Origin of the sequence: Bacillus sp. FSL K6-0073 (assembly GCF_038006085.1) — a bacterium.
Lineage (GTDB): Bacteria > Bacillota > Bacilli > Bacillales > Bacillaceae_G > Bacillus_A > Bacillus_A cereus.
This window is the reverse complement of the sequence record NZ_JBBOUN010000004.1, coordinates 134,567-160,701: the sequence shown is the minus strand read 5'-3', so window position 1 is coordinate 160,701 and position 26,135 is coordinate 134,567. Positions and strand designations below refer to the sequence as shown.

Genomic DNA, 26,135 nt, shown 5'->3' with positions numbered 1-26,135 from the left:
GCTATCTTTTCCTAAGATTCCACAGAAAAGATAGCGTAGTTTTTATATTTTATTGAAAATTTCTCGCCCTCCTGATGTATTCATTTTAAATTGGAATTCATGAGCTAGCTCAGAAGCTAGGGCTTTGGCTTAATCTACGAATGATAGAGTATTTCCATAGGATTTTTAGTGATTCAAGCTACGATATTTCACATATTAAAATTATAATTGTATTCAAATTTTACATCTCGACCGTCAAAGTATGTTACATCACCACTTTTATAATGCCAAACAGCTTTAAGAACTGTTGGTTGCATGATTCCGTTAGATTTTTTATAGTTTTCATAAACGGCTGACCATGCTATCTTTTGCTTTATACCATCCGTTGAAATCGCAGCTCGATCTTTAGTGGTAAAACTTAAAGCTTCTCCAGTTTTAGAGAAAGTAAATATACCACTAGCTGAAATACCTTTGTAAGCTATCTTTGCTTTGACATGTGTATCATCTACCGATTCCCAAATAATATAATTTTGTAATGCGACATTTGGTATGACTAAACTTTCTGCAAGTACGGTCACTAAACTAGCTTGATCCATTTCTTGTCCACGTTGATTGAATAGATTGAAACTTTTAGCAATAACACCTTTCATATTACCACTTCCACCAATATAAGAATCGATTCCTTGAAAAGGAACTCCATAAAGCGCGGTATCTATAAATGCCAATCTGTTTGGTTCATTAACAAAATTATATTGTGTATAATCTATTTTCAACTTCGGTTTGTTAGGTGACATGATAAAATCAACATCTTGGAATTTCGCTACCATGTAGGACATTTTAGGAGTTCCGATGTAACCGCAATACTCAAAGTATCGTTTAACAGGTAGTGGTAAATAATCAATATCCTCATAAGTAAACTCATCATTAACCGAATTCAAAGTAGCAATTTGCTGACTTACTTTTTTATTAAATTCATTTTTCGTTTTTGAGTATGAAATATTAAAAAATATGTACGATCCAATTGTAATTATGATTATGGAAGTTAATAGAATAATAATTACGGTTTTCATGATGTATCAATCCTTTTTATAAGTATTTGTGGTATTCTCCATGTTAATAATGTTTTCCGCTAAATGATTAAGACCTTGGTATAATCCCGTTATCATATCTTCGTCAAATGAATCAAATAATTGATTTAAAAAATTTAGTTCATCCAAATTTCTGTTTTGAAAATAAGTAATACATTTTGGGTTTAACGTTATTCTTGTTATTCTAGTGTCTATATCATCTTTCGTTAGAGAGAGAAAACCTTGATTTTCAAGAATAAGAGCCATTTTTTTAACGTTTTGTCTTGAATTCCCGATAATTTTAGCAACCTCACTTAATGAAGGCGCTGGATGTTCAGATTTAGATATAGTAGCTAATAACAGCCATTGTTTAACCGTTATGTTTTCGTCAAACTTATCTCCAAGAATCTGTAATCGATTTGCCAAAGTAAAGATAGCACCAAAAATAAAGGCTTTTTCTTGAGTTTGTTTCATTTTTAAAAATCCTCCTCGAATAAATGTAACTAGTTACCTTTATTATAAGTGATAAATCACCTTTTTTCAAAGAAATCCATTAAATAAGGGTCCAACTCCTAATTCCGACATTAGTTTGTGAAGAATCACACTTAAACAAACGAGTGCGTTAGCTTAGGATTGGGACTGACCTATGTCAGTTCTTTTTTTATTAGTGGAGACGTCCATAAAAAAAGGATCTATTTTGAAAATAGATCCTTTTTTTATCGTATAACATAAACTTGCAAGTTCTTTTGATTGAAATTTTTATAAAAAGAAGAGGTACATCCCAAAAGAAAAGAATCACTTTAATTAATTTTTTTCTTATTCGACCTTTTAAGCAGATGGGTATGAATAACTAGGATAAAAAATTATCTGAATACCTATATGAAACAGGTCCATGAATTCTTTTTAGCCGCTCTCCAAAAGAATTTTGCGTCCTCAAACATGTAGGACGTGGTAACCTGGTACTACTATATTACACATTTATAGCTTGTTTAATTGACTGTGTCTTTTAGAATATATAAAATATACTATTACCCCTATAAATAACCAAATACCGAAATAAACCCAAGTTTTTAAAGGTAGATTTACCATTAAGAATAAGCAACATGTTATTGAAATAATCGGTAAGATTGGTACCAGTGGTACCATGAAACCACGTTTTAAATTCGGATGTGTTTTACGAAGAATGATAACAGTTACACCAACCATGGCGAATGTTAATAACGCTCCAATATTCGCTAAATTAGACAATTCTTTTAAATCGATAAATCCAGCAATTAAAGCACTACCAATCCCTGTTAACCAAGTTGAGAATACTGGCGCTTCTGTTTTTTTATTAATTTTCGCAAAAGATTTTGGTAATAAACCGTCACGGCTCATCGCAAAGAATACACGTGTTGCTGCATAAATGTAAGCGAAAATTACAGCCATAATACCAATTACAGCTCCAACTGCGATTATCCCCGCCACTTTATCTTGTCCTACAACTTCTAATACGTAAGCCATTGCTTCTGGTACATCTAATTCCTTATACGAAACCATGCCTGTCATAACAAGACAGACAATAACATAAATAATTGTACAAATAACTAACGAAGCAATAATACCAATTGGTAGATCACGTTGTGGATTTTTTACTTCTTCAGCAGACGTTGCTAACGCATCAAATCCTAAAAAAGCAAAGAATACTGCAGCTCCTCCAGAAAAGACTCCGCTTATACCGTACGGTGCAAATGGTATCCAGTTTTCTGGTTTCACGTAAAATATACCAACTGAAATAAATAAAATAACAATACAAATTTTTATTAATACCATTGCGTTATTCACTCGCTTACTTTCCTTCGTGCCTTTTGATAATAACAAAGTTAATATCAAAGTAATGATTACTGCTGGTAAGTTAACGATTCCACCTTGCCTTGGAATCGTTAACAGTGATTTTGGTATTTCAATCCCAAATCCACTTACTAAGTTGTGGAAATAGCCTGTCCATCCACCTGCTACCGCCGCAGTTGTAACTATATATACTGACAGTAAGGTCCAGCCCATTAAATGAGCTACAAACTCACCAATTGTCGCATATGAATAGGTGTATACACTACCAGATACTGGAAGTGAAGAGGCAATTTCTGCATAACATAGGGCTGCAAATCCACAAACAATTGCCGCAATCATAAATGAAAAAATAACTGCTGGACCAGCATCTCTTGCTGCTACTAATCCAGTTAATACAAGCACTCCTGTACCAATTATCGCGCCAATCCCTAGCATGGTAAGGTCAAATGCGCCTAATGTTTTTGTCAAAGTCTTTCTTTTACTATCTTCTAACAATTTCCTAACGGATTTTTTCCTAAATAAGTTGGCCATAACACACGCCTCCATTTATTTAAAAGGGAGCTAAGATATCTTCTCCTAGCTCCCCTTTAGTAAAATGATTCTATTTTAAAAGATTCTTCAATCGTTATTTTACCTCATTGGCAACAAAGAAATGCTCACATACACTTGAAATACGTTTTAAATCCACATTGCCGCCTGAAATAACCGCTACTACTTTTTTATCCTGCACATATTTATCAACTTTCCCTGCTAGAAGAGCGGCTGTAGCTAATGCTCCCGCACCTTCTACGACAGCTTTTCCGCGTTGCAGTAAGTCTTTCATTGCCACTTCTAATTCTTCTTCTGATACAGTTACAATGTCATCTACTAGGTCTTTTACAATTTCAAAAGTTAAATTTCCTGGTATTTTAACTGCGCAACCATCCGCTATTGTCGGAGACTCATAATGTTCTACAATTTTCCCAACATCATAAGAAGCTTTCATTCCATGAACATTATCTGCCTGAACGCCAATAATATTAATAGAGGGGTTAAATGATTTCAGTGCAACAGCAATTCCTGAAATAATTCCTCCCCCACCAATAGGTACAATAACAGTATCAACATCCCACATATCATCCAGAATATCTAAACCAATTGTCCCTTGGCCAGCCATTACTTCTACATCATCATATGGATGTAGGTATGTTTCGCCTGTTTCTTTTATAATCTCTTCACATTTCGCTTTTGCATCATCAAAGGTATCACCGTATAAAATAACTTCAGAACCATATCCTCTGGTCGCATCCACTTTAGCCTGCGGTGCGGAGGTTGGCATTACAATTTTACTTTTAATTCCAAGTAAATGGGAAGATAATGCAACACCTTGTGCATGATTTCCAGCTGAACAAGCGATCACACCACGTTCTTTTTCTTCATTTGTTAGTTGGAAAATTTTATTAAATGCACCACGAAATTTGAATGAACCTGTTAACTGCATGTTTTCTAGCTTCAAATAAATTTCTCCACCGGTTTTACTGGTTAAATAGAAAGATTTAACCAAAGGCGTTTTTCTAGCATTTACGTCAAGAATTTCTTTGGCTTTTTTAATGTCAGTAATATCTAACAATATGTTTTTGCTAATCATACTAACACTTCTTTCAATTGTTTAAAGTCCAAACCTAGCGTCAGACCTAAATTTTCGTAGGTAATAATACCTTTATAAACATTTACCCCAGATTCTAATGATGATTTATTTTGAATTGCATTTTCTAATCCATCTTTAGCAATCGCTAGTAAATACTCAATATTTCCATTTGCCAACGCCATAGTTGAAGTACGCGGGGTGGCACCAGGCATATTTGGTACTGCATAATGGATTACATCATGTTTAATAAATACAGGATTATCATGAGTTGTATAATGGTCAATCGTTTCTACTGTACCACCTTGATCTATTGCGATATCAACAATGACACTTCCTGGCTTCATAGATTGAACCATATACTCTTTAACAATTTTAGGAGGGCGAGATCCTGGTATTAAGATTGTTGAAATAAATAAATCTGCCTCTTTAATCGTTCGCTCTAAATTTTCAGTATTAGATTCAATTATATTTACTTCTTCTGTTGCGTATTGCTTTCTTAAATATGCAATTCTTTCTTGATTAACCTCTAGAATTGTAACACTACATCCAATCCCAATTGCCATATCACAGGCATTAGTTGCAGCATTCCCTCCACCTAGGATTACAACTTTTCCGGCTGGGATTCCCTCAATACCTGATAATAAAATCCCCTCACCTTGATGTTGTTTTTCTAAATAATAGGCTCCCATAAATACCGCGCGTCTTCCAGCAATTGCACTCATAGGTTTTAATAATGCTAAATTTCCATCCTCACTAATAGTTTCACCAGCAATCGCAGTAGTTCCAGCATTTCTCATTGCTTCCACACACTCTTTAGAAGCGGCAAGATGTAAAAATCCCCATACAATTAGATCTTTTTTAAAGTAATGGTATTCTGCTGGTAATGGTTCTTTTACCTTTACTACCATATCAACATCCCATGCTTCACCTTGAGTTACTATGCTTGCTCCTGCATTTATATATTCATCATTCGTATAACCAGAACCTAATCCAGCATCTTTTTGTACTAATAATTCATTTCCAGCTACAACCAATTTTCGAACATTTTCTGGAGTCATCCCTACACGAGCTTCCCCTTTTTTTATCTCTTTCACTACACCAATTTTCATATCAACACATCCTTTTTTAGAGTGAGTTATAAATTAAATTAACTATTGTCAGATAAATACAAGATTCATAATATTCACCTTTATAATATTTTTTGAATATAATTTAATTTATAACATTGGATTGCACCTACAAGATACCATTAGTAAAAATAACAGGTCAACAATTTTGTGAAATATTTCACAAAACGTTTTATTTAGCTGATTTTCTATATTTTATATCGGAAATATGATTGAATCTCTCAATACTTTGTGATATTCTTCACAAGAATATATCTTCTCTTTTGAATTTGAATTTATTGTTTTCCTATATCAGAATATTAAAATACCTCATCTATTCTTATTATTCATAAAAACGAAATCTCGTTTTCAAATCCATATTTCGGGTTAAATTAAAGAATTTCTTTTAATGTATAATTCATGAAACTTTACGCACCTCAAATCATGTGAAAATTTTCACATGATTTGAGGTGAAATTAAACTTTCTTTACCTATACGTTTAATTTCATTTTTTTTAGTATCTGAAATTTATTCAAATTCCCTATATGGTAAGGATGAGGGGCGGCTATTTGTATGGATACAGGATATACTATCAAATAATTTAACAAACAAGATAATGAATTCATAAGAGAATTTATATATTTTTCTAATTGGGAGTGATTATTTTGTCACAACAACAACTAAAAAAGGATATTGGTTTCTTTGCAGCATTAACCACAGTTATTGGTACCGTTATCGGCGCCGGAGTATTTTTCAAGCCCACTGCATTATATGGAGTAACAGGAACAGCGAGCCTAGGATTACTTGCATGGGTAATTGGTGGTATCTTAACCGTTTGCGCAGGACTAACTGCTGCTGAACTATCTGCCGCTATTCCTGAAACGGGGGGAATGATGGCATATTTAAAGAGGACTTATGGAAACTTAACTGCTTTCTTGCTTGGCTGGGCACAAACTGTCATATACTTCCCTGCAAATATTGCAGCTCTTGCTATTATTTTCGGGACACAAACGGTTAGTTTATTTGGCCTAAATGTTAATGAACACAAAATGCTAATTATCGCAATTGCAATTATCACAGCAACATTTGTAACTCTTATGAACTTTTTAGGAGCTAAAGCAGCTGGTGGAATCCAAATGGCTTCGACTATATGCAAATTGGTTCCATTAGCATTGATTATTATTTTTGGATTACTACACAAAAGTGACGTTACTTTTCAGCTTTTTCCAATTGAGGCAGGGCCGAACAAATCTATGATATCTGCCCTTGGATCTGGTTTACTCGCAACAATGTTCGCCTATGATGGGTGGATTCATGTAGGGAATATTGCTGGAGAAATGAAAAACCCTAAAAAAGACTTGCCTAAAGCAATCGTATTAGGATTATCAACAGTAATGGTTGTTTATTTATTAATTAATGTCGCGTTTCTAATGGTCATGTCTGCAACATCGCTCGCAGGTACTGATACACCCGCTTCTCAAGTAGCTACAATTCTTTTTGGAGCTATGGGAGGAAAACTAGTTACCATTGGCATTTTAATTTCCGTATTTGGAACGATTAATGGTTATATTATGACAGGAATGCGAATTCCTTATGCCATGGCTATTGAGAACAAACTACCATTTAGTAAATGGTTTGCTACATTATCTAAAAATAGTCGGGTCCCTTATAATTCTGGTCTATTTATGCTATTTATTTCAATTATTATGATGGCCGTCGGCGGATTCAATACTCTTACTGATATGTTGGTATTTGTAATATGGATATTCTACACAATGACATTCCTTGCTGTATTCATCTTACGAAAAAGGGAACCCGAACTTGTGCGACCTTATAAAGTTCCATTGTATCCTTTTATACCATTAGTTGCTATTATTGGCGGATTGTTCATTGTTATTAATACCTTATTCACTCAACCTCTGCTAGCTTTATGTGGAATAGGTCTAACTGCACTCGGCCTCCCTATTTATTACACTATGCGTAAAAAGGGACAATTTAGTTTAGAAAATCATAACGAGTAGACCAGTCTTTCTTAAAGATGTGATACAAAATTTTATGATTAGATTGCTATTAATAAATAGTCTATTTTACTTCTTTATCCTTCTAAAAGATACATTAGTCTAACAAATAATAAACAAGGAGAACCCTTTTGGGGTTCTCCTTGTTTATTATTTGCCAGTGTTCTAGTTTTTTACCCTAAGTTAATTTACGCTTTATCCATGTTGCATTTCTACCTTTAGAAACTAATTTAATGTATCCCTGTGAATTTAAAGCGTGTAATGTTTTATTTATAGTACTTTCACTTATGTCTGGATACATGTTTCGAATATTTTCTTTAGTAAAAGGATTATCTTGTCTGTCTATGTATTTTTCAATTCTTTTTCTTTTAGTATGAGTGCTAATACAATTTTTTATTACATAATTCAATTCTTTATATGCAACTAAAACAATATCTAAAAAAATTTTCATCCAGAAAACTACATTATGATCGCCTTGATACCAGTGAGCTGTAGATTTATACAGAGCATCATAATAATCTGATTCATATTCTTTGAAATATCTATCTATACATGTATATTTTACAAATGTAAATCCACTTTCAATTAATAACCATTGAATTAATATTTTTGCTAACTTGCCATTCCCTTTATTAAATGGATAAATACATAGGAAATTTAAGATAAATTGAGGAATTAGTAGGAGCGGATGAAAATTCCCTTTAGCCCTTAATGCATTATATTGTTCGCATAGATGATACAAATATTGCGGAACCATATCATATAAAACAACTGTACGTAATTTAAATTGATCTTTTAACTTTGGAATAGAAGATAATACAAGTTCGCTTTTTCTCCAATTACCACTTTCAGAAGTTGAATAATTCATTAATTGGAAGTGCAATTCTTGAATTGTTTGCGGTTTAATAGGTAATTTGTGGTTTTCTTTTTGCACAAGTTCTAATGTTTTGCAATAACAAAATAAAGCGTCCTCTTCCAATGTTTGAGGGCTAGCATGATGATCAACTAATTTTTTTAACTGTTTATTTGAGAATGTAAACTTTTCATATATATTAGGAAAAGTTTTAATATATTGCAGTGATATACTCTTTTCCAAAAGATTAAATATCTCTGGTTTTTGAGTTTGATATGCTGATATTGCTCCTTTATATTCACTGATTTTACTTATAATATTTATTAGTTCTCTTTTAAATTCTAAATTTGTATATTTTTCTTCAAAGAAATTTCTCATCTCGTTCCCTCCTTTCCCTAAGGTTTATTACCAACTTTGTATGCTCCATTATCCCCCTAATTTTCACATTTCCTACTGTATGCTCGTTGTTTTATAAACGTCCAATAAGAATGTAATTAAACGATAGCCAGATGCACATAGAAATCACTCTCTTTCATAAATGTATGTAATTTAATAGATTTCTAATGTTTATTAACAAATAAAAAGGCACTTCCTTAAACTTCTAAAAAAGTGCTTTTTATTTAATCAAATATATCTATCTTTAGTGACTTAAAGGAAACTATGCACAAAAAGGTATCAACCTTTTGTGAAAATCATAACATATTTAGCTATAAATAATTATGTCGCTTCTAAAAACTTTCAATCTTGATATGTTATGAACTAATGTCGTACAGAATCTTAATTTCTTAATAATGTTTATAAAATGATTCTTTACAAGATGAAAGTACTTTATTTCTATTTAAACAAACATTTTTTCTATACTATTTGCTTTCAGAGTATATTAGATTAGGTACCTTTAAACTGTTGCTAAGTATTTATATATTCGACATAATGTTATACGATAAATTCATCTTATAGTATTGGTGACATGGTATCTTTTAATGTATGTACAGAATGATTAAAGTTAAACTTTTCTTCCGCATTTAACTCAATTTCTATAATTTCTCGAATACCTTCGCGATTAATAACAGCAGGAACTCCTATATATACATCATTATGACCATATTCATTTTCAAGGTATGCAGATACTGTTAATACACTATTTTCATGATGTAGAATTGCCTTTGTTATACGTAATAAAGACATTCCAATTCCATAACAGGTCGCTCCCTTACGTTCAATTATATGATAGGCCGCATCACGTGAACGAACAAAAATCTCGTCTAAGTCACTTTGATTATACTGACTTTTATTTTCTAAAATGGTTTGTAGCTTTTGAACGCCAACTGACACATGACTCCAAACCGGAAGCTCCGTATCACCATGTTCACCAATTATATAAGCATGAACATTATGAGGATCGATCTCAAAATATTCTCCTAACATGTAACGGAAACGTGCAGAATCAAGTGTTGTACCAGAACCAATTACACGCTCTTTTGGAAGCCCAGATTCTTTCCAAGTCACATATGTTAAAATGTCTACTGGATTTGTTGCAATTAAGAAAATACCATCGAATCCAGTTGACATGACATTACGAATAATTTCTTTAAAAATCTTAGTATTTTTTTCAACTAAGTCTAAACGTGTTTCACCTGGTCTCTGTGGTAATCCAGCTGTAATTACAACTATTTGCGCATCTTTACAGTCCTCACAGCTACCCTTCCAAACTTTTGTTGGTGATGGTGAAAAAGGAATTGCGTGACTTAAATCCATTGCTTCTCCTTCTGCTCTTGCTTCATTTACATCTACAAGAACGAATTCTTCTGCCAACCCCTGATTAATCATACAATATGCATAACTACACCCTACGGCCCCTGTACCAATTAAAACCACACGATTAATATTTTTGTTCATTTATAGATCCCTCACTATTTTTGTTTATTATGTTTTTGTGCATCTCCGTTATTCTAATAAAAAGAGATTTAATTGATCTTGAATGAGCAAGTAATAAACACGAAATACATTTATGTTCAATACCAAATAGTTAAACTTAAATTCCCTTTTCATATGTATTTCCAGCAAATATTGCTCTAACATTATTTCTTATTTAACTCAAAAAATATTATGTATAGCTTCACTAGATAAGATAATTTTTCTTTATCTACATTTCAAAGATTCATAGACATTCTGTGAAAAATCTAGTTTATACATCTAGTTAAATAAAAATTGTTAACGCTTACATTTTTATTAAGATTCATTAACTGATTATCACTTCTCATAATGACACTCATGCTTATATTATCTTCATTCAAATCTAATTACTGCAAATTTTAATTTTGTATATCGAAGGTTATCTCACCTATTTTAGCAATAACCCCCTAAAAGCACTTCTATACCAAACAAACCTTTTCAAAATTCATTTTCTAGTAAACCTCCCACTAATTTTTTAGAGTTTTCTGTAATAAATTCGACATGTGATCTTGCATTTTATATTAACAAATTTAGGTCACATAAGTTGTGAATGTTTTTTGTATATTTTCCTTCTCTTATATGTCTAACAAAAACAAATAATATATTTTATAAAAGAAAAAAATATATTTAAAAGAATTATTAAAACGGTATTTCCGGCTAATTAGGCCAACTGATATAAAAATAGCATTCAAAATAATTATGTTATTTTTATACGAAAAAGATTATATTAGTAGCTCAAATTTTTATTTGTGTTTGTAATGGGATGTTTTCCTCACATTGAGATACAACTAAATCGCCCTTCTCTTCAGGGGTAGGGTTGTTTTGGGTTATATAATGATATACCATGCCAACAAATACAGATCCACCAATGATATTTCCAATTGTAACTGGAATTAAATTATAAATAGCCCCACTAAAAGAAATTGTATTGGGATGTGGCGATACCAGGGAGATTGCAAATAGCGATAAATTTGCAATGCTATGTTCATATCCCGATAAAAAGAATGTAAAAACCAATAACATCATAACAATTATTTTTGCTGTATCCCCTTTTACTTGAGAAGGAAGGAAACACGCTAGACAAACAAGCCAATTACATAAAATAGCTTTGAAAAATAGCTGTATTGTCGGAGTATTCATTTTTACTGCAACAACATTACTTATCAAATGTTCATATTCAATTTGATCAAAAATACCAGTACCATAAAATAATAACGCAAAAAATATTGCACCTACCAGATTACCTAAAAAACAAGCACCCCAGTTACGACAAGTATCTAAGACCGTTGTTTTTTTTCGTAAGGTCGAAATTGTAAAATACATTGTATTCCCAGTAAATAATTCCGCTCCACCATATATTATTAATATAAGTGCAATTCCAAAAAATAAAGAAGCACTTAAATAAGTTGCAGGTGAATTTACAACGTGAAAAAAATCCCCTAATTTAAAACATAATACTATAATAAATCCAATATAGATGCCGGCTAGTAATGCACGAACAAAATATTGTATTGGGTTTATATCTAATATTTGTTTCTTCTTTTGTGCAAGTTTTATAGCATCAGCTATCCCTTGTTCTAACATAAAAATACACACTCCTTTAGTTTATGTTTATTATAAATAATCCTAAGAATAAACTACATGTTTCAATATTCACTTTCAAGATTTTGTTCAACTTTTCACAAAATAAACACACTCACTTTACGAAATAATTCAAATGATGTGCAATCTGCTATATTTACTAAATCCTAGAAGGTGCATAATCCACGAATATACCTATTCAATATAGAATAAAAAATAATTAATCTGGTATAACAAGTTTTAATTTATCATGTTTAGGAAAAGCACTTCATCTTAATTTTTACTTACTTGTATAGTGACGCATCAGGAAATTCATTATATTTATACAAAAAACTTTAATTTTAGGTACAGTGTGTTTATATGCGTTACTCTTTAAAAATTGAAGAAATACTACTATCAGCAAACATATTCAACATTTTCTATCTGAAATATCTTAGTAAAATGTTAAAAATTTGGCTCTAACCTATGAATTTAATGGAATCCAATTTGTATCCCAATACCCGAATAAAGATAATTTTTTACATATTTTAAAATAAAATACATATCAAGCACTCTGTTTTTAAAATTGATATAATATGAACGGATATCATTGCTCAATATTTCACAATAAAAAGGAGAAATTGATATGAGAAAACGAAAACGCTTAGTAATAATCGGTAATAGTATATCTAGTTTACGCTGTATTGAACAAATTTTAATACAAAATCCTAATATGTATAGTATTTCTATTTTCAGTGATGAACTCTATCCTCTCTACAATCAAATAAACACTATTTCTTTAAAATTAAATATTAAAAATAGAATGCAAAAGCAATATAATTGGTATAAACAACATAATATTAAGCTTTTTACAAACGAAAAAGTAATAGAAATTGATCGTGAGGACGAGGTCATCGTTACAGATAAACGCCGTATTGTTTTCTACGATAAACTCATCATTGCAACAGGATCTACTGCTTTTATTTTTCCCGTTAAAGGACTGCAATTATTTGGAGTAAATAAACTTAGAACAACTGAAGAAATCCAATTTCTATTAAATATTAAGAAGCATGCAAAAAAAGCTATTATTATTGGCAATGGCATGCTCGGTCTAAAAATTGCACAAAAATTATTTGATTTTGGAATAGGCGTCCACGTAGTTCATTTCAGTTCACACTTAATGGCAAAACAAGATATCTTGGATTGTTCATTACTATGTAACAAGCTAAAAGCAAAAGGAATTCAATTTCTCATGGAAAAAAACACGGTTAAAATCCTAGGTACAGACTACGCAGAGGGGATCCAATTCGAAGATGGCACTATTAAAAAATATGATTTAATTGTAATACCTATTGGTAGGCGACCTAATACACATTTAGCAGAAAAAGCTGGCTTACATGTTAAACGTGGCATAGTTGTTAATAAGTATATGCAAACAAATGATAAATTAATTTATGCAATTGGTGAATGCACTGAACACAATGGTATTACATTAGGATTTCCAGCCCCCCTCCACGCACAAGCTACTGTATTAGCCGAGCATATAACAAATGTACAGACAAATACTCTTTTTGCATAATTTCTTAGTTAATTAAAACTAATTCTTTATAACTTTTATCTAAAAAACTCTTCTTAATAATTGTTTAAGAAGAGTTTTAATCCTTTGAAAACGTATTAAAGAGAACACTTTAATATTGACACATATGCAACCCCATTACGTATTAAATTAAAGTATTTATTTAATTAAGGAGACATACTAAAATGCAACGACACAAAAATATTTATCTATTAATTATTTTATGCACGGTATTATGTATAATAACTCTAGTCCATAAAGGTGAAAATAATAGCGCTAAAAATACAACATATGAGATGGATAAACTTGTTAAACTCGATAATAAAAAATCATACTCTAAAAAGAATAATCCTTTAGAAGTCCCTTTGATTCTACAAAATCCAGAATTAGAACGTGGATGCGAAGTTACAAGTTTAGCAATGCTTTTAAATTTTAACGGGTTATCCGTTGATAAATTAGAGTTAGCTGAAAATATTAAATATGTACCTTTTCAAAACAATGGATTTATGGGGAATATGGACGAAGGATTTGTTGGAGATATGTATGACATAGATATGCCTGGTTTAGGTGTGCATATTAAGCCGATTTTAGAGTTAGCCAAATTATACATATCAGAGAATTGTATTATAGATTTAACCGGAAGTAATCCCGAGGATTTATATAAAGCAATTGACAAAGAACACCCTGTTTGGATTTTAACAAACGCAAGCTTTCGCAAACTACCTGATTATGAATTTCGTACTTGGAAAACAAATATGGGTGAGAGACAGGTTACATACCGTCAACATAGTGTTTTATTAACTGGATACACCGATCAATATGTATACATTAATGATCCATTAGATACGGAAAAAAATAAAAGAATTGATAAGAAGGATTTTGAAGAAGCATGGGTTCAATTAGGCAGACAAGCCCTAACTATCATTCCTTAAAACCACAAAGCTATAAGTTGAGATAAACTTAAAATTACTAATTTTCTATTATATAATTATTATATAATAATACCTAGTTAATACGATAATTAATAACATTATAATTATATATTTAAAGGACACACCTATACCATTGGAGTGGTACGTAAGGTGTGTCCCTCACATAAATCAAAAATATAAGATTACATAATTTAAAATTTATTATTTAAGTTTGATTATAAGGCATGTGATATTTTGCGGCTCAAAAAATCCATATCTTATCAATTAAACCGGTTGGTAACACATATTCCCTTTTTTGTGATTTCCTCATATATAACGATTTTAAGAATTTATACAATTAATATACTTACTAATTTGTAATAACTCCTCTTTTATATTCTGAGAAAGGGTTCTTTTGTCAGAAACTGATAATTCTTCTAATAGCTAACTGATTTTTTATTATTATTTTCTTATTTCCAACAGAGGCCATGAGTCCTAAACTTTCAAACTTATTCAATTTACGACTAATAGTCTCTCTTGTTACCCCCGCATAATTTGCCAATTCCTCTCGTGTCAATGGCAAGTTAATAAGTATTCCATCCTCAGTACTTTTGCCATATTTATCACAAAACTCCAATAGTATGTGAGCAATTCTAACTTCAGGATTGTTTGTCGCTAAATTTTGCACTAAATTCTCTATCTTAGCTAAACGTTTTGTGACAACTTTTAACAACTTTAATGCAATACTTGGATTTCGTTCCATTATATAATCCATATTTTCTTTTTTTAGCATACAGATATGAGTATCTTCTATAGCATACGCACTAAAATTACTTTTTTCATCATAATTAAATATATTTAATTCACAAAAGGATTCACCACTTGTTAGTATATGCAATATTTGCTCTTTCCCTTGAAAAGTTAATGTACATAGCTTTACTTGTCCACTATTAATAATAAATAATGTATCTGATTTATCTCCCTCAAGAATTAATGGCTGGCCCTTTTTAAACTTCCTATGTTTTGTCATTGAAGCTATATTACTAATTTCCTCTTCGGAAAGGGTCTTAAAAATTAGTACTTTTCTTGGACAAAGCTCTCTTGATTTTTTATGATTATCGTCCATATTTTCTCACCTTACTCTAACTATAGAATTAAAAATATACTGATATCCAAGGTTATTATAGACATTTTTATCAAATATTGCAGTGACCCAAATCACAACTATATGTTTATGAAGACAGTGATATACACTATCCTCATAAACATATTTTGATATGGCATAGAAAAAAATATGGCCCTGAGGAGAAAGGGTGGCGCCAGGGCCATATAGAGTGTACCGAGAATGGCTGAATCGGTATAAGTATCTGCTACATAATTATTATAGAATTTTTTAAAGAATATTTCTGTGACCAGAATCACATTCAAAAATATAAAAAACAATGAGAATACTGTGCAGTATTCTCATTGTTTTTTCCTTCTTATTCATCTAGTGGTGCAAAATGATTTTTATCTTCTCCGCACACAGGACAAACCCAGTCCTCTGGTAAATCTTCGAAACTTGTTCCTGGTTCTATATCCTCATCTGGATCCCCTACCTCTGGGTTATAAATATATCCACATGGTAAACAAATGTATTTTTTCATGATTTCCTCTCCTTTTTGTACAGCTTTATATTTTTTCTTTTAACTTGCTCATTATTTCACTTATGTTTGTATTTAATAAATCTATTCCTTCTAACGATACATGCTTTTCAATCGCAGATTTGTAAGGAATAGATGCAGCAACTCCTTCTAATGAAATCACACCGACTATTTTATTATCCTTAATAAATAACCTTGTATACTTCTCCTTACCGTCTTCTTCAACAATTGTTGTATCACATTGCTCTTCATTAACAACTCCAATTGAAAATAAAGATACATTGAATGCGTTAAAAATAGTGGTTGGAATTTCTTTTTTATAAATGGCAGTTTTAGAGACCATATTACTACCTGCTACTCTTCCTTGTTCCAAGGCAGTCCCCCATAAGCCTTCAATTTCATTATTTACTTCTGCAACATCTCCCGCAGCGTATACGGAGTCTATATTTGTTCTCATCTTCTCATCTACAACAATACCTCTATTTAATTTAATAGCAGTATCATGTACAAGTTTAGTGTTCGGAGTAACGCCAATTGAGTAAACAATACTATCACAATTAATTTGAGAGTTGTCGTTCATCTTTATGCCAGTTACAGATTCTTTCCCGAGAATAGAATCAATAGAAGTATTTAAATACACCTTTACTCCTTCCTTTTCAATTTTTCGTTTCAAGAGAAGCGAAGATTTTGTATCTAATTGTCTTCTCATTAATAAAGGAGCTACTTCTACAATGGATACCTTTTTACCAGCTTTCAGAATAGACCATGCTGTTTCTAACCCTTGTACACCCCCACCAATGGTCACAACACTTTCTTTGTCCTCTAAATGACCTTTAAGCTCATCTGCTTCTTTCATGTCCCTAATAGTAAAAATATTTTTTTTATTAATTCCATTTATCTCTAATCTTCTATTATTCGCTCCTGTACAAATTAATAGTTTATGATAAGAAAATACCGCTTCATTGGATGTAACAATAAATTGCTCTTCTGTATTAATTTTTACCACCTTTGTATTTATAAAAACTGATATGTGATTATCTTGATACCACTTTTTCTTTTTAATTAACACTTTTTCACTGTGTAAATCTGAATACAGATCCTTTGATAATTTAATTCTTTTATAAGGTAGTAATGGCTCTTCACCAAAAATAAATATATTTGATCCTTTATCATACTCTCTAATAGTTTTAGCGGCATTTACAGCAGCTACACCACTCCCAATAATAACAAAATTCTTTTCCATGTTTTCACCTCCATTTTTCTATTAAATAGAACTCAATAATAAATCTGTAACAAATGTTGTTGCATGTTGAATTTTCTTTACTTTCCCCTCATCTTTTGGAGAGAATCTAATCCGAATAGGAAATTCAACATGAGTCATACCTGTAGATTGGATAACTTTTGATGTGCTTTGTACATTCATATTTGTTTCATTGAGGTAATCTTGTATCACTTCAATTGCCTCTCCACTCCAACCATATGAACCGAATGAAGCTGCAATTTTCCCTTCTAGGTTCATTTCTGTCATTTCTTTTAAAATGTCTTCTAAATTACCAATCATATCTGCATATCTAGTTGAAGATCCTATAAAGACTGCATCTGCTTCTTGAATACTCTTTAAAACCTCTAATTTTTTTGATTTATCAACGTTAAATACTGATACGTGAATATTATCTGCTTCTAAAGTTTCTTTAATAATATTTGCTACTTTTTTTGTATTATTTTTAATTGTTGTATATACAATTGTTACTTTTTTATCTTGATTCGTATCTCTACTCATATCCGCATATAATTTAATATACTTCTGTATATCTTGACGTAAAATGTAGCCATGTGATGGTGCAATCATTTGTACATCCAAATCTTTTAGAGCTTCTATTAATGTTCTTACATATCTTCTATGTGGATGGATAATGGCATTATAATAGCCAATAAAATCTTCCGTAATATCTACATTCGCTTTATCACTGAAAATCTCGTCATTTGCTATATGAGTACTAAAAATATCACAAGGAAATAAAATCTTATCCTCTACACAGTAGGTAATCATTGTTTCTTCAGTATGAAGATATGGCGTTTCTTTAAATTTCAATGTTTTTCCACCAATATCTAATGTATCACCGTCTTTTACTATTAAAAACTTTCGATTATGCAGCTTATACATCTCTTGTATTTCTGGTACTGCAATTTCTGTACATACAATCGTTGCATTAGTAGCTCTTGATGCTAATGCTGCCAATCCCCCTGAATGGTCGGGCTCTGTATGATTCACTACGATATACTGAATTTCTTGTGGATCAATTAATTTACTTAATGATTCTACAAATTCTCTTCCAAACTCTATATCAACTGTATCAATCACTGTTGGTTTTTCCGTTTTTAGCAAGTACGCGTTATAAGTTGTTCCTTTTGCTAAGATTAAACGATGAAATGGAACTTCTCTATTATCAACTTTTCCTACCCAATATATATCTTTAGTTAACTTAATTTCTTTGCTCATATAACTCAATTCCTCCTCAATCAGATTCGATTTACCACTGAATTATATAAACTTTTTTATAATTAAAAGAGGACTAGAATCACATTTTAAAAAATTAATAAAAAAACACCTGAGTAACAGCTTTTGAAGTGAACCCGAATAGTGGTACATGAAAAAAACACCTCCTGAATTCGCATACTAAGTATGCAAATTCAATGGAGGTGTTTTTTCGTATGACGACAAGAGTTCATTACCCAGAAGAAACAAAGTGGAAAGTAATTGAAATGAAGAAAGATGGTTATTCAAATCGTACAATTATGGAGAAACTCGGAATTAAAAATGTTTCCCAAATTAAGACATGGATGAAATGGTATCGTACAGATCAAACGTATCGTTTTCAACAACCTGTAGGAAAACAATATTCTTATGGAAAAGGACCAAAAGAGCTCAGTGAATTAGAACAACTACGTTTAGAAAATAAGCATCTAAAAACAAAATTACTTGTATGGGGAAAGTATCTGGAAATCGAAAGGGGCTGAAACCAGAAACTGTAGTTACTTTATGGAAAAATGTAAAAACAAAAATAACGATAAAAGAATTGTGTAACGTATTAGAATTACCCCGTTCCACATTTTATCGCTGGTTACAACGAACGGAAGATCGGAAAGATGATATAGAAGAGAAAGTAAAGGACGTCTGTCTTAGGCATAAATTTCGGTATGGATATCGAAGAGTGACCGCTACTCTTCAAAAAATGGGACTGTGTGTTAATCATAAAAAAGTATTACGAATCATGAGACAAAATCACATTCTTTCAAAAGTACGTCGAAAGAAAAAGAAATATATCAATGGTGCGGAACCAATGGTAGCCCCTCATCGATTGGAGCGTGAATTCGATGCATCCAGACCAAATGAAAAGTGGTTTACAGATGTGACGTATCTCTTATTTGGAGAGCGTACCTTGTATTTATCAACGATCATGGATGCCTTTAATCGTGAAATTATTAGTTGTGTCATCAGCGAATCACAAACACTGACATTAGCGATGAAGACATTGAAACAAGCAATGAGAGGGCGAAGAGTAAAAGATGTCCTTCTTCACTCGGATCAAGGAAGTATTTATACAGCAAAAGAATTTCAAGCGTATGCCAAAGAAAACGGCATTATCACCAGCATGTCCCGGAGAGGAAATTGCCATGATAATGCCGTCATGGAAAGCTTCTTTGGTCATTTGAAAAGTGAAGCTTTCTATTCACAAGAGATAACAAAAGTATCCAACACAACTGTGCGAAAGATTGTGCTAGAATACATTCATTACTACAATTGTGTGCGAATTCAAGAAAAATTAAACCACCTATCCCCTAAAGAATTTAGGGAACAAGTGGTTTAGGTGTTTTGATTGGTGTCCCGTTTTCGGGGTTCACTTCACTTTCTACTCAGGTGTTTTTAAAATTTATTTTGTTGCTACAATTACTAATGCCGGACCATCAAGTGAATATATTTTTTTATCAAAATTAGCGTAAGTTTCTACTGACTCAAATCCACAATCTATTAATATGGGAAGTAATTGTTTTTTTGTAATTGGATATAACTCTATACTATTTGAGAATTCTTCACCACTTTTATTTAATGTTACAGTAAATAGCACCTTGTTTCTCTCTATTGCATAATCTCGTTTGAATGAGAAATGTTCTTTCTTAATTACTGGAAATATGAAATTTTTTTGATTTAATACTTTTTCATAGTTTACAATTTGAACTATGAACTTTCCATTTTTCTTAAGTTTTTTAAAAGAACGTTGAATGAAATAAGTAATTTCCTGTACATTGTCCAAATGAACCAACGTATTTCCAATACAATAAATACCATCAAATATCCCAGGCACATCGTCTATTTGCTGCATTCTAAGTGTATTTACAAAAAGTCTTCCCTTATGGGTTATAGCCTTCTCAGAAATTTTATCAGCCATTTTCTTCTCTGGTTCCATCGCAGTTACAATCATTCCTTTTTCAACTAATGCATTAGCCACATTCCCTGTTGCCGCACCTACATCAATTACGGAGTCCCCCTCTTGTAAATATGAAGCAATAAAATTCAATTGTTTTTCATTTTCTGGAAAAATTTCATCATAATACGGCATTAATTTTTGGTAAAAAGTCATTATTTATACATTCCTTTCTACATCCAGGATTGGAGAAAACATTAATACAACAATTAATCCAAACGAATTAATATATGAATATAACATAAACAATATGAATCATTATTAGTCTTTACGAGACAAAATATTTAAATACTATTATTGTTGTAATAAAAACGTAAATAGCATTTATACTCTCTAAAATCCCCACTTTTAAGATTGAAATATTTCTTCCATACAGTACTATAGACCGTATCAAACTTGGGATAAAAATAATGGTAATCGTTGGTGATAAAATAAGCGTAACAATCACAAGTAATAAATGGTACCACCATGACAGAATGCGATACGTTGGATTCTTTTTTTCACGTATCATTGTTTTTACATAAAACGTACTTCCTATAAAATATAAAAATGTTATAGTCGCTATTATCAATATATTTTTATCGACTGTTTTCATTGTGAAGTAATAACTTATAATGCCCCCTATACAAAACAAAAGAATTGCACATACATCATTTAATAAGGCTCGTTCATTTTTTTTGCTAGAAAAATAAATGTTTATACAAAAAAACGGGAGCATAATAATAGAAAAGTAAACTATACGCCATTCATAACTAAGAGCAATAGCTGTACATATACAAGCCTCACCAAAGTAAAGAAAAAAATAATATAAATAATACTTCTTTCGCGGCTGTTTTACATACATTAATAAGGGATATGTAGCTAAATACACAAAAAACCACGCTAAAAAAAGAGGTATATGATACCATGTCCATTTACCAGTTAAAATACCTAAAACAAATGGAATAAGCAGCATTCCCCAGGCTCCATGCTGCTTTGGAATAATTAACTTCATTCTTCCACACCTCACATTTAATTTTTTATCAAAATGTTACGTAAGAATGATAATAAGTAGCATATATATCATTAAATTTATAGATAAAAAACTTTACCAGTGAGAGAATCCCCCCACTGGTAATCATACTCCACCAATTTAGGGAATACCCATCCCAAATAGTAAAATATAATGAATTTCTCATACTCACTCTTCTCTTATAAGATAAACTATGTTTTTAAAAAATACTGTGAGTGAAATCACTGCATTTTATTTTGTATGCGTGATCCCATAGGAATAGGAAATGATTGAATACAAAGCGAGAACAACCTATTGTTTTGTTAATTAGAATTGCTTGTGCTTGATTTGGATAGATACGAAACTTATAAGCTTTATTAATTATCATTTGATTCACCTCCATTTCGGTATATGACTATTATATACCAAACGTACATTCGATAGGTAGTGGAGTAACACTTTCTGTAAGTTGAACAATTAAGATGGCTTCCTGCCATCCCTTGTCCGAAGCCAATTCATCTCCCACCTAACTCACTGTGCTGTGACCCTTCACGCTCCTTGAGGAAGGAGTCTTCTTGGCTAAAATGATAAAATAAAACATTGTTCAGTGTGTTTTTACTCTCTATTGATATCCTCACTCTTTGAATCTAAAACAAAAGAATTTTTATCTATAAATAATTGAATCATTCTATATCTTTTTATTTTTTATGAGCAAGGTAATACGATAAACTTCTAGATTTAATCTCTTCTAAACAGAAAAGATTACATACTTCATTTATTAGTACCATTGCAGAAAAACACTGTATATAGTATTATTTATCGATGTTATATACTATATATTGAAATGGAGTGAATTTGATGAACAACTCAGACAATGTAAAACAGCAAAAAAATACTTTATGGACAACTTTTGATAAAATTATAAACAGTAACGATCAAGACTTAATGCAAGAAAATGCAAATGTTGATGGTCGATCTCCAATGGGAATGATGGGAACATTTGCATCAGAGAGCGCAAAACTTTATGTAAGGGAACATTTGCTTTCTAAACAAGTAAAACAAGCTATTAATCAAAATATTTTATACCCACACGATTTAGATTTTTATGCAACAGGAACAACCACTTGTTCACAAATCCCTTTAGCACAATTGCTGAAAAAAGGGTTCCACACTGGACATGGCCATATGAGACAACCACAAGATATTAAAAGTGCATTAGCACTCTCGTCTATTATTCTTCAAGCTAATCAAAATATGCAGCATGGTGGGCAATCTCTTGCCATGTTTGATATAGATTTAGCACCATATGTGAGGAAAACATTTGAAAAAAATAAGAAAAAGTTAAAAGACTATCCGCTAACAAAGGAACAAATCGAAGTGTTTGCATGGAAAGAAACAGAAAACGATACATATCAAGCATGTGAAGCATTTATTCATAATTCCAATAGTATGCATAGCCGTGGTGGTGGACAAGTTCCGTTTATTTCAATTAATTACGGAACAGATACATCAAAGGAAGGAAGGCTATTAATTAAACAATTACTACAGGCAACACAAGCGGGATTAGGAAAAAGTGAAACTCCTATTTTCCCCATTCAAATTTTCAAGTTAAAAAAAGGTGTGAATTTTGAAGAAAAAGATCCAAATTATGATTTATTTGAACTTGCATTAGAAACAACAGCAAAGCGATTGTTCCCTAACTTTTCATTTTTAGATGCGCCATTTAATGCAGCGTATTATAATGGGCACCCAGAAAGTGAAGTATGTTATATGGGTTGTCGTACTCGTGTGATGTCTAATATTCATGGTGAGGAGACAGCAATTGGCAGAGGAAATCTATCATTTACCTCTATTAATCTAGTAAAATTGGCTTTAATAAATGATTCAAAAGAGGGATTTTTCAAATCGTTAAATCATTATATCAAACTTGGCATTCGTCAATTGCTAGAAAGATATTCATATCAATGTACAAAAAAGGCAAGAGATTTTCAATTCCTATATTCACAAGGGATTTGGCGCAATGGAGAAAAACTACAACCAGAAGACTCAGTTACTGAGATTTTAAAGCAAGGAACATTGAGTCTTGGTTTTATTGGACTTGCGGAATGCCTGGTTGCCCTAACAGGAAAACACCATGGGGAAGATACAGATTCATGGCGACTTGGAAAAGAAATTGTTACCTTTATGAGAAAAAAGATGGACCAAGCAACAAAAGAGCATTGCTTGAATTTCACCTTAATTGCAACTCCTGCCGAGGGACTATCAGGGAAGTTCATCAAAAAGGATCGTGCTGAGTTTGGAACTATTACAGGTGTAACCGATCATGATTACTATACAAATTCATTTCATATTCCAGTTTATTATCCTATTCAAGCAATTAATAAAATACATTTAGAAGGACCGTTTCATGCTCTTTGCAACGGTGGTCATATTACTTATATTGAACTAGATGGAGCGGCAGCACATAATCAAATGGCTTTAAAACAGATTGTTCAAGCAATGGCTCAGTATGAAGTAGGATATGGTTCAATTAATCACCCAGTGGATCGTTGTAAATGTTGTGACTATAATGGAGTGATTGAAAATGAGTGCCCTAGCTGTGGAAATATAGAAGATCATCATATTGAAAGAATTCGCCGTATTACTGGATATCTTGTAGGGGACATGTCAAAATGGAACAATGCAAAGCGTAGTGAAGAAGCAGATCGTGTGAAACATAAATGAAGGTAATGAATATTATTCATGATAGTGTAGTAGATGGTGAAGGGCTACGGACAGTTGTGTTTTTTGCCGGTTGTCCGCATCATTGTTTAGGTTGCCATAACCCCAAATCATGGAATCTTTATAATGGTACCGAGATGAGTGTGAAAGAAATTATAAAAGAAATTTCCAAAAATCCTCTCACTGATGTAACATTTTCAGGGGGTGACCCATTTTTTCAAGCTATCGAGGTCAAAGAAGTTGCAAAAGCCGTAAAAAGCTTAAACAAAAATCTTTGGATTTACACTGGCTATACACTAGAAGAGATACAGAATTCACAAAACAAAGATATGATTGAGCTGTTACATTATGGGGATGTTTTAGTTGATGGAAGATTTGAAATCGAAAAAAGAGATTTGACTCTTCCATTTTGCGGAAGCTCAAACCAACGTATTATACGCCTAAAATAAATATAATTTCCTTGATTTTTTTTCGATTATTCGTTATCACTAATCCAATATTTATGAGCAGAAAGTATTTGCTCATAAATATTGGAAATACACAATAAAAAAATTTATAAAAAGGGACATGCTCAATTCTTACACTTTTTTTGCAATGCTCTTGGAACATATACACAAAAAGGTTCGCTTTCCATGTAATCCCCCGTCATCGCAAATGCCCTAGAACGAGATCCCCCACAAACATATCGAAACTCACAAACACCACATTTGCCTTTATAATTGTCTGGATTACGAAGGCTTTGAAAGACAGGAGAGTTTCGATAAATTTCAGCTATCGGTGTTGATTTAATATTCCCGGTTTTAATCGGCAATAGCCCACTTGGGTATACATCTCCAATATGAGAAATAAATACAACTCCATTCCCATCATTTACTCCTTTTGGAGCGCGTCCAAATTCATTAAATCCGTCCGTCATCCCTTCCATCAATACATCTCTATATTGAATAATTTGATCTATCTTTTTAATTCCCTTCATTTTTTCTTGAAGAACAACGCGTCTATAGTGCTGAGCAGCTGTGGTTTTTATATCAAAAGAAACAGTTTTACTAAGCTGATATAGCCAGCGGAACACTCTTTCATGTTGAATTGGTGAAATCATATCTTTCTCTTTACCACGTCCTGTTGGGACTAAGAAAAATACACTCCACAACACACAACCTAATGCTTCTACTAAATTTGCCATATCTTTAAGTACACTCAAATTATAATTAGAAACAACTGTATTAATTTGAATAGGGATTTTTAATTCATTTAAATGATGAATTGCATCCATTGTTAATTTAAATGACCCCTCTGTTCCTCTAAAATGATCGTGTACTTCAGCTGTTGGTCCATCTATACTAAATGCCCATCTAGCAATCCCAACATCTTTTGCTTTTTTAATCGCTTCTTTAGTAACCTTTGGAGTAGCACTGGGTGTCATGGAAACCCGAATACCTTTCTTCACCGCGTATTCAGCAATATCATATATATCCGAACGCATTAATGGATCCCCACCAGTAAAAACCAGCATCGGATTATCCATTTCATATATATCATCAATTAGTTTTTTTCCTTCTTCTAATGTTAACTCAAAAGGATCGCGATAATGCTGAGCTTCAGCACGACAATGTAGACATTTTAATTCGCATGCTTTTGTTAACTCCCATATTACAATAAATGGGTTTTTATTATAATCACGATTTATCAAAAAGAAAGCCTCCCATCAACTTACATACTATATTGTAAAATTATATGTGCATTTATGTTGTGAGATTTATCACGCATAAGTTTTTAGCATTTAAAAAATCCCTCCTAAAATAGATGAAATTAAGAT

Annotated in this window: 21 protein-coding genes and 1 pseudogene; 6 read left to right on the top strand and 16 right to left on the bottom strand. The window is 31.9% G+C overall.

What is annotated here, in order from left to right; all coding sequences use genetic code 11:
- Window positions 1-188: 188 nt before the first annotated feature.
- From MHB52_RS34880 to ald, 5 genes are all read right to left on the bottom strand, one after another.
- On the bottom strand, window positions 189-1,049 hold the full coding sequence (locus MHB52_RS34880) for a DUF6544 family protein (RefSeq protein WP_061664910.1): 861 nt from the start codon (window positions 1,047-1,049) through the stop codon (window positions 189-191).
- Between the two features lie 6 nt (window positions 1,050-1,055).
- Complete coding sequence (locus tag MHB52_RS34875) at window positions 1,056-1,520, bottom strand: MarR family winged helix-turn-helix transcriptional regulator (protein ID WP_061664911.1); 465 nt, start codon at window positions 1,518-1,520, stop codon at window positions 1,056-1,058.
- 504 nt (window positions 1,521-2,024) lie between these two features.
- Complete coding sequence (locus tag MHB52_RS34870) at window positions 2,025-3,407, bottom strand: amino acid permease (RefSeq protein WP_061664912.1); 1,383 nt, start codon at window positions 3,405-3,407, stop codon at window positions 2,025-2,027.
- A gap of 94 nt (window positions 3,408-3,501) precedes the next feature.
- On the bottom strand, window positions 3,502-4,503 hold the full coding sequence (tdcB, locus tag MHB52_RS34865) for a bifunctional threonine ammonia-lyase/L-serine ammonia-lyase TdcB (protein WP_078204053.1): 1,002 nt from the start codon (window positions 4,501-4,503) through the stop codon (window positions 3,502-3,504).
- Window positions 4,500-5,612: an alanine dehydrogenase gene (gene ald / locus MHB52_RS34860; RefSeq protein ID WP_262751495.1), complete on the bottom strand. Its 1,113-nt coding sequence runs from the start codon at window positions 5,610-5,612 to the stop codon at window positions 4,500-4,502. Before ald ends, tdcB begins: the two co-directional genes overlap by 4 nt.
- 662 nt (window positions 5,613-6,274) lie before the next feature.
- On the opposite strand from ald, the gene MHB52_RS34855 reads away from it, so the two are divergent.
- Entirely contained in the window at window positions 6,275-7,630 is a 1,356-nt protein-coding gene (locus MHB52_RS34855; RefSeq protein ID WP_061662981.1) for an APC family permease, read from the top strand.
- Between the two features lie 175 nt (window positions 7,631-7,805).
- On the opposite strand, the gene MHB52_RS34850 is transcribed toward MHB52_RS34855, so the two are convergent.
- The 3 genes from MHB52_RS34850 to MHB52_RS34840 all read right to left on the bottom strand — a co-directional run bounded on the left by MHB52_RS34850 (window position 7,806) and on the right by MHB52_RS34840 (window position 12,017).
- Entirely contained in the window at window positions 7,806-8,858 is a 1,053-nt protein-coding gene (locus MHB52_RS34850; protein ID WP_061662979.1) for a Fic family protein, read from the bottom strand.
- A 573-nt stretch (window positions 8,859-9,431) separates the two neighbouring features.
- A complete protein-coding gene (locus MHB52_RS34845) occupies window positions 9,432-10,376 on the bottom strand; it encodes an L-lactate dehydrogenase (RefSeq protein ID WP_061662977.1) in 945 nt (314 codons plus the stop codon).
- Between the two features lie 792 nt (window positions 10,377-11,168).
- A complete protein-coding gene (locus MHB52_RS34840) occupies window positions 11,169-12,017 on the bottom strand; it encodes a formate/nitrite transporter family protein (protein ID WP_061662975.1) in 849 nt (282 codons plus the stop codon).
- 622 nt (window positions 12,018-12,639) lie between these two features.
- Between MHB52_RS34840 and MHB52_RS34835 the strand changes: the two genes are divergently transcribed.
- Both MHB52_RS34835 and MHB52_RS34830 read left to right on the top strand, forming a co-directional pair.
- A complete protein-coding gene (locus tag MHB52_RS34835; RefSeq protein ID WP_061662973.1) occupies window positions 12,640-13,572 on the top strand; it encodes an FAD-dependent oxidoreductase in 933 nt (310 codons plus the stop codon).
- Between the two features lie 182 nt (window positions 13,573-13,754).
- A complete protein-coding gene (locus MHB52_RS34830; RefSeq protein ID WP_061662972.1) occupies window positions 13,755-14,501 on the top strand; it encodes a C39 family peptidase in 747 nt (248 codons plus the stop codon).
- A 397-nt stretch (window positions 14,502-14,898) separates the two neighbouring features.
- On the opposite strand, the gene MHB52_RS34825 is transcribed toward MHB52_RS34830, so the two are convergent.
- From MHB52_RS34825 to MHB52_RS34810, 4 genes are all read right to left on the bottom strand, one after another.
- A complete protein-coding gene (locus MHB52_RS34825) occupies window positions 14,899-15,606 on the bottom strand; it encodes a Crp/Fnr family transcriptional regulator (protein ID WP_061662971.1) in 708 nt (235 codons plus the stop codon).
- Window positions 15,607-15,961: 355 nt separating this feature from the next.
- On the bottom strand, window positions 15,962-16,126 hold the full coding sequence (gene rd, locus MHB52_RS34820) for a rubredoxin (RefSeq protein WP_000759867.1): 165 nt from the start codon (window positions 16,124-16,126) through the stop codon (window positions 15,962-15,964).
- A 25-nt stretch (window positions 16,127-16,151) separates the two neighbouring features.
- Window positions 16,152-17,366, bottom strand: coding sequence for an NAD(P)/FAD-dependent oxidoreductase (locus tag MHB52_RS34815; RefSeq protein ID WP_061662969.1), 1,215 nt, complete (start codon window positions 17,364-17,366; stop codon window positions 16,152-16,154).
- A gap of 21 nt (window positions 17,367-17,387) precedes the next feature.
- Window positions 17,388-18,623, bottom strand: coding sequence for an FprA family A-type flavoprotein (locus MHB52_RS34810; protein ID WP_061662967.1), 1,236 nt, complete (start codon window positions 18,621-18,623; stop codon window positions 17,388-17,390).
- A gap of 212 nt (window positions 18,624-18,835) precedes the next feature.
- Between MHB52_RS34810 and MHB52_RS34805 the strand changes: the two genes are divergently transcribed.
- Window positions 18,836-19,992, top strand: a protein-coding gene (locus tag MHB52_RS34805) for an IS3 family transposase (protein ID WP_088121897.1) whose coding sequence is annotated in 2 segments (ribosomal slippage) — window positions 18,836-19,088 and window positions 19,088-19,992 — 1,158 coding nt in all. Because the reading frame shifts where the segments join, the coding sequence is not laid out codon by codon here.
- A gap of 63 nt (window positions 19,993-20,055) precedes the next feature.
- On the opposite strand, the gene MHB52_RS34800 is transcribed toward MHB52_RS34805, so the two are convergent.
- The 3 genes and pseudogenes from MHB52_RS34800 to MHB52_RS34790 form a co-directional block, all read right to left on the bottom strand.
- Window positions 20,056-20,763 carry a class I SAM-dependent methyltransferase gene (locus MHB52_RS34800; protein ID WP_061664429.1) on the bottom strand — a complete coding sequence of 236 codons (708 nt, stop codon included), beginning with the start codon at window positions 20,761-20,763 and terminating at the stop codon, window positions 20,056-20,058.
- 112 nt (window positions 20,764-20,875) lie between these two features.
- Window positions 20,876-21,601 (bottom strand): YwiC-like family protein, encoded by a 726-nt coding sequence (locus MHB52_RS34795; protein ID WP_000766863.1) that lies wholly within the window; start codon window positions 21,599-21,601, stop codon window positions 20,876-20,878.
- A 253-nt stretch (window positions 21,602-21,854) separates the two neighbouring features.
- Window positions 21,855-21,986, bottom strand: a pseudogene (locus MHB52_RS34790) (helix-turn-helix domain-containing protein); the annotation flags it as partial.
- Window positions 21,987-22,456: 470 nt separating this feature from the next.
- On the opposite strand from MHB52_RS34790, the gene MHB52_RS34785 reads away from it, so the two are divergent.
- Window positions 22,457-24,322, top strand: a complete 1,866-nt coding sequence (locus MHB52_RS34785) for an anaerobic ribonucleoside triphosphate reductase (protein ID WP_061664428.1) — start codon at window positions 22,457-22,459, stop codon at window positions 24,320-24,322.
- Window positions 24,319-24,768: an anaerobic ribonucleoside-triphosphate reductase activating protein gene (gene nrdG, locus MHB52_RS34780; RefSeq protein ID WP_061664427.1), complete on the top strand. Its 450-nt coding sequence runs from the start codon at window positions 24,319-24,321 to the stop codon at window positions 24,766-24,768. Before MHB52_RS34785 ends, nrdG begins: the two co-directional genes overlap by 4 nt.
- A gap of 122 nt (window positions 24,769-24,890) precedes the next feature.
- On the opposite strand, the gene MHB52_RS34775 is transcribed toward nrdG, so the two are convergent.
- The gene (locus tag MHB52_RS34775; protein ID WP_061664426.1) at window positions 24,891-26,009 is read right to left on the bottom strand and encodes a TIGR04053 family radical SAM/SPASM domain-containing protein; all 1,119 of its coding nucleotides are present in this window, start codon (window positions 26,007-26,009) and stop codon (window positions 24,891-24,893) included.
- Between the last annotated feature and the right edge of the window lie 126 nt (window positions 26,010-26,135).